This window comes from Mesorhizobium sp. M2E.F.Ca.ET.209.01.1.1 (assembly GCF_004010375.2).
Lineage (GTDB): Bacteria > Pseudomonadota > Alphaproteobacteria > Rhizobiales > Rhizobiaceae > Mesorhizobium.
In genome coordinates, this window is record NZ_SADP02001327.1 from 1 (window position 1) to 282 (window position 282).

The 282-nt window shown below is 62.4% G+C and carries 1 pseudogene; it reads right to left on the reverse strand.

The window, feature by feature from the left end:
• Positions 1-282 (reverse strand): annotated as a pseudogene (locus tag EN852_RS40280) (hypothetical protein); the annotation flags it as partial.

Sequence of the window (282 nt, forward strand, 5' to 3'; positions counted from 1 at the left end):
CAGCGCCCTGCCGTCGCGCCAGGGCACGGAGCGCAGGATGGCGTCGATAGGAAATTCCTGTCCGTCGCGCGTCTTCAGCCGCAGAGCCCGGTCGCTGCCGTCGAAAGCGCCGTCATCGGCATAAGGATCGGCAAACAAAGCGCCGAGGCCACCCGCTTCCTCCAGGTCCTCCAGCGTCTCGTATCCGGTCAGGTCCAGGAATTCGTCGTTGGCAAAGTGCAACTAGTCGCCGGAATGGATGATCAGCGGCAAAGGCAGCTTGCCGAGCAGAGATGTATCATG